At 47.8% G+C, this 6,133-nt stretch carries 3 protein-coding genes; 2 read left to right on the top strand and 1 reads right to left on the bottom strand.

Features of this window, described 5'->3' with window-relative positions; genetic code table 11:
• A partial coding sequence (locus HN413_17665) for a DUF362 domain-containing protein (GenBank protein MBT3392229.1) occupies positions 1-218 on the bottom strand: 218 nt, incomplete at its 3' end.
• Between the two features lie 222 nt (positions 219-440).
• On the opposite strand from HN413_17665, the gene HN413_17660 reads away from it, so the two are divergent.
• Both HN413_17660 and HN413_17655 read left to right on the top strand, forming a co-directional pair.
• Positions 441-5,030: a hypothetical protein gene (locus tag HN413_17660; protein ID MBT3392228.1), complete on the top strand. Its 4,590-nt coding sequence runs from the start codon at positions 441-443 to the stop codon at positions 5,028-5,030.
• Between the two features lie 63 nt (positions 5,031-5,093).
• On the top strand, positions 5,094-6,133 hold a 1,040-nt coding region (locus HN413_17655), incomplete at its 3' end, for a hypothetical protein (GenBank protein ID MBT3392227.1).

Genomic DNA, 6,133 nt, shown 5'->3' with positions numbered 1-6,133 from the left:
TTCAGCGCCCGGATGACGCCGTCAATTTGCCAGGGAGTCGAGGAGCAGGCCGGGTACCAGGTTTGCCACGAGATGTTGATCTTCAGGCCGGTACGCGCATCTTTGGGCAGGGCAGCTTCCACTCCGGCCAGCTTCATCAGGCGTTCAGTATCCTCGAGAACGGTCTCCGGGGATGTTTTTAGTACGGCAACTTTTCCTTTGCCGGGATAATTAGACATTTGTGCCTCCAGTTTGTACGGACAAATTAAACTCGCAAAGCAATTGTATCAACAAAACTATGGCTGGCAAATCCTGTTGATAGTACGGGCTGCCTTTATCGCTTTCTGAATGGGTTTTGAAAACGTGTAGTATAATCTTGGCGAATGATCTTAAATTGTGAGATTATTCATGCCAATTGAGTTTGAGATCGTCGTTATGAGTAAATAGGGCTGAGTATTGCTGTGACGAACTCTTCACCTCGCATGGTGCCGCTTCTATCCATCGTCATCGCTGTTATTGCAATAGTGATTTTTCTTGCGATGGGTGCCCCTGTGGATAACATTCGCGAAATTGTTATTGATGAGGGGCTCGCTTATTTGGCGATTGGAAGGCAAGGCATCCAAATTGTTGATATAGATGACCCGGCGAGGCCAAAAGCCCTTGGCGGATTTGGTTCCATTGGGGAAGCGAGTGGATTGGCGATTCAAAAGGGACGCGAGACCGAAAACGGCCCGCGGGACTACCTCTATGTGGCGGATAGCTCGAACGGCTTAATCGTCCTCGATGTGACCGACCCCACAGAAATAACTCAAGTTTGGCGATTCGATAAAATTACTCAGGCACAGGATGTACTCATCAAGGGGAATTTTGCCTATGTGGCGGATGGCAAAGAAGGTTTGTATGTCATCAATATTCAAACTTTACCGCCCACAGAGCCGGAAGATGGGGAAACTTCCTATTTTTTGCATGTAGGGAAAGATGGCGAAGGCGATCCCGGCCTTTGGAAAATTGTCCTGGATGGGAAGAAAATCTATGCACTTAGCGGGGAGAAAGAATTTGTTCTTTATGATATTTCGATACCTCTGAAATCAAAACAGGTACATAGCATTAAAGTCGATGTCCGCATTAATGATCTCGCCGCGCAGGATGGTGTTGCCTATTTCGTGCTGGAAGGGCAAGGTTTGCGGTGGATTAAGAATCCGACAGCAGCCACCACAGAATTTGGATCCGTTTCTGAAGAACACTCCGAAGAGGAATTGCGAACGGGAGCTTTTCGGAATATAGCGGTGTACGGCATCTACGCCTTTGTTGGACGAGCAAATAATGGCATCAAAATGTTGGATATTTCGGATCTGAATATTATTCACTCGCTCGTGGATGAGAAACACCCCGATGATGACGCGGCAAATCTGGTGCGTAACCCTACTGCAATTGCCTACTCAGAAAAACACTATATTTTTGTCGGCGATGGACGCAAGGGGCTGAATAGTATTCGCATCAACGAGAAATTAGAAATCGCGAAAGTAAAACAGGATGATGGTAACACGAGCCTCGTCGGCAGCGTTGAAGATGTCAAAGTTCATTTTGTAAAAAATGATCAAGGCGAGACCGAGACGATCATTTACATGGCAAGTTGCGAAGGCGGCGTGCAAACAATCCGGGTCAGAGAAAACAAAGAAGATGAAACATATTTCATCAAAGGCAATCCGGGGTGCGCGATTGCCATGGACCTGGATGGTAGCTACCTTGTAGTTGCCTATCGCAATAAAGAACTTCGCCGTTTTAATATTTCTGAGAGCGCTTCAACCCCAGAACAAATTGATGTTGTCGGCACCGAAGGAGCTGCCAATGATGTTGCCGTGCGTGAAAATTACGCCTTTGTTGCTGATGGGGAAAATGGCCTGCAAATCATAGATTTCAACGCGATTGTAGCCGATCAGCAACGGGTAGCCAGCGTTGGCTTTGGTGAAGGCGCTAACGCTCAGGGCGTTTACCTTTTTGGTGATTATGCCTATGTCGCCGCCGGGGGAAAAGGTTTGCAGATTGTGCGTATCGCCGACGTCAATAACCCTGAAACTGTGGGTGTTTCTGATATTGCCTCCGATGCCAGGGCAGTATTTGTGAATAAGCCCGAAAACCAGGATCGCATCTATGCTTATGTGGCGGGTGGCAAGGCAGAAGGCGAATCCGGGGTATGGATTATCGATGTTACTGATCCGAAAAAACCTGAATTAAAAGGCCGTATTTCTACCGGCACGCCTGTGTTAGATGTGGCTGTAGATGGCTATCAGCTATATTTTCTTCAGGAAGAAAACGGCCTGCAAATATATAATGTTAAAAACCCGGAAAGCCCTCAAGTGGTTAGCGACAATTCCGTATCTGGAGACTATGCCCGCCTCGATATAGACAAGCATCTGGTATATGTTGCCAAGGCGCGCGAAGGTCTGGTTGTGTATGATGTTGCGCCACCTGAAACTCCTGAGGTTGTGAGAACGCATTCAGGCGCAGGCATATTACGCAACGCCGTGATCTCGGGCGGGTATCTCTACGCCGTAGATGGCGTTTCGGGCCTCAGGGTGGTTGATATTGGTGATCCAGAAAACCTGTCAACGGTGGATTTCTACCCCACGCCGGGTGAGGCCTCCGCCGTGGCTCTTGATGGGGGTAATATTTTCATAGCGGATGGCAGTAGAGGTTTCCAAATTGCCCAATTAGATGGAGGTAAAGTCAATGGTGTGGGGAAGATTGAAGCGATGGACAACGCGAGGGCAATCGCTGCCTCGGGAAATTATGTCTATATCGCCAATGGCCCCAACCTGGTTCACGTTTTTGATTTCAGCAATCCTGAGGAGATCAAAGATAAAAACGCCTTCCACGCTCGCGGCCCAGTTGTGGATATGGCGATTTGGAAAGATTACCTCTTTCTGGCAGAGGGCGGGCATGGCGTCCAGGTTTTGAATATCAAAGATCGACCCAGCCCTCGCGAAGCACAATTTGGCATATTGGAAAGCGAGGCTATTTATAATGCCCGTTCAATTGAAATTTCATCAACATATAACTATCTTTACGTTGCAGATGGCGAAGGCGGCTTAAAAATTTACGATATTTCGGAGCTGGCAAACGTCAGACAGATAAAGTCATTCGATGCTGTTGAAGGCGGCAGTGTGGCGCACGTTTCGTTGATGGGGGATTATATCTTTTTCCTGGATGAAGGCAGCGGTGGGCGCGTGATCTTCTCCCCTTCACCGGTTGATTTTATCGAGATGGATGACGATAATATGGCCGATGGTTTGATCGAGGGGGAGATTCATCACCTATATGGCGTGGATACATCGTTAAACAATTCCCTGAAGTTTGTCATGTTGGCTGCCGAAGATGAAAAGTGGTTAGCCCCATACAAAGCCACAAAAAAAATCAATTTGATCCAAGAAGGCTGGTACGAAACTCCGGGGCGGGCCTCCATGCGGGAATTGTTGAATCAGGGCAATGTTCCAAATCGCTCCTGGCGAGGACACGTCATGTTTGTGGCCGCTGGTTTCGGCTATTTCATTGCTACAGGAATTTTTCTGGCAATCTTTGCCACGGTTATTCTTCCGGTTGGCTCTAACGGCTATGGCGAAGCTTTCCGTCGTTTGGTGTATTTCTTATTTGGGCGTCATGGCCCGATCGTCTTTGTGGAGGATGGAAAGCTCAAACCCCGCACTGCCAGCGAATTGCGCGAAATTGGTCCGGGCATCGTGATAGCCGATGCTTGCAGCGCCGCAGCCATAGAGCGCCGTGCCTACATGCCCGGCTTGCTGAGTCGCCTGATCCGTTTGCTGAGAACAACGCACCCGCGTGAAGGATTAATAAACCGTACATCGGGTCCCGGAATCGATTTTACGCGCACAGGCGAGCATGTGCATGCAGGCGTGGACCTCCACCGACAAATTCGCACGCGCGTAGGTATCAAAGCGCACACGCGTGATGGTATTGAGGTAGAGTGTGTTGTATTTGCTTTGTTCTCAATAAGTGAAAAACCGGATGTCTACAAAGTAACTTATGAAGGCAGCCGTAAGCCCGAAAATTTGCGCGTCGTACAATTGGGCAAGCGCGACCCTGTTCCGGAAAAGGGCGAATATTATCCTGTGGAATTTGTCCGAAAGCTTGAAGATATTCTTGATATTGAAGATAAGTACGAAATTCACAACTTTGTGAAAAACTATAACCTTACTCAAGATACCCCTGACGAAGAAAGTGATACGCCTACTACAGGGCGCGCCTTGATCTACGATTTTGAATACAACCCTCGGCGCGTCTTTTCTGCTGCGGTTGTGGGCCGTCCTTATGATGTATTTGAAAACAAACAAAAAGATTGGACTGAAGCCCCGATTCATGTTGCAGTAGATGTTTATCGAGAGCTATTGTCGCAGGAAATGTATGATACTTTATACAATCCAGATCAGCAGGATGGTTATGAGTACCAGCGATTGCGAACTCAGTTTCGAACGCGTGTGGTCAACCAGGGTGTATTGGCTTTTGAGTATGTCGAGCGACTGGACGGTTTTCCAATCCTTGCAGATGATGTTTGGTTGGAATCCAAGATTAGGAAATTTCCCGAACAAGAACTGTTGAATCGAAAAAGTCTGCGTGCCCGAGGTATTAAGATCATTACTGTAGGATTTACTGAGTTAAAACCCAGCACACCGGATATTCGCGAAAATTTCCTGTACGAATTCTGGCGTGCTCCCTGGCAGCAGCGTTCCGTAATCATTCAGGCTAATCATGAACTTCAGGCCATGCGCATTGCGAATCAGGCTCGTGTTCAGTCACAGCGCGATATGGCTTTCACATTGGCTCAGATTATGTTATCCGATGAACGCTCTCGAGATGTCCTGGCAATCCGTGTGTTTCAAGCGTTGGAGAAAGCATCCGCCGACCCGGCCACGCGTGGCCTATTGCCCAGTGAGGCAATCTATATGTTGAATCATATCCGTGAACTCCTCTTGGGTGGCGATAAAGGCGATCAAGATAGCACACCAATGTTTCCTCCGGCTGAAGGAGGGCAATAACTCATGTCTCTCTATTCGCGATTGCAGATGAATTCTTCCCACAATCCCTGGCTGGGACACCGTATGAGTGGCATTGTTCGACTACTTGGTATTCTTTTGGCGATTGCTATACTCGGCAGCCTCGGTGGCGCAGTTACAAAAGAGACTGATATTCCGGCGGTTGTGGCCGGATGGATGAGTGGCAATTCCGGGAGCCTGCCGAGTATTTATCGTTGGGTATATTTCTTGTTGAAAATATTGCGCTTTTTTTTGTCCAGGGTAGTAAACTTAAACGTTGGTGATATGCTGGGGCTTACACGCTGGGTTTATTCATCCCTGGCATTTTTTCATTTCAGTCACCGTTATTATTTGTTGGTAACGATTGCTTTTGGCTCAGTTTATTATGTGGCGGCACGCTATATCAAAAATCTGCACGGGCTGGAACACGTGAGGTTGGCTTTCCGGTACTTAAATGCGCTTGTGTTTGGTCTGGCGTATCCACGCCTCGAAATTGATGACGGGAAAAAACTGCTAACTACTGGCAGAATAAATTTGATTGACAAGATCGGCGGGCCGGGTTATTTGGTTATTCAGCCGGGAAATTTGGTTGTGTTGGAATGTGTGCAGAAAGGCCCGCGCGTATGCGCTGAGGGCCTGAATTTTGTTACTCGATTTGAGCGCATTCGCGAAATCATTAACCTGGATGATCAACAGAACTTTATTGAGAATCTGGAATATGCTACAAAAGATGGTATCCCAATTCGAGTACGTGATGTCCACTATGTTTATCGTTTGCGGACAGGGAGACATTCGATTGAAGCAGAGCGCCAGGATGTAGATCGGCCCTATTCCTTCTCGCATGAGGCCGCGCTTAATAGAGTTTACGCTCGTTCCGTTAACGTTGCCGGAATCACACCTTGGGAATATATGGTTCGCATTGTCGTGGATGGCACGATTACAGATTATATTCGAGAGCGCAATTTTAATGATGTTGCTCTCCCCCGTTTTGCTGGTCACGAAGAAAGAATAGAGAAAACTAGAGAAGAAATTGCGAAGCGGCTGAGCTCATCAGGCATACGAAATCGTTTGCGTGGCCTTGGAGCCGAGTTGATTTGGGTAGATAT

This window comes from Chloroflexota bacterium, from assembly GCA_018648225.1.
Taxonomy (GTDB): Bacteria; Chloroflexota; Anaerolineae; order Anaerolineales; family UBA11858; genus NIOZ-UU35.
The sequence above is the reverse complement of the archived record's forward strand: the minus strand, read 5'-3'. Positions and strand labels throughout refer to the sequence as shown.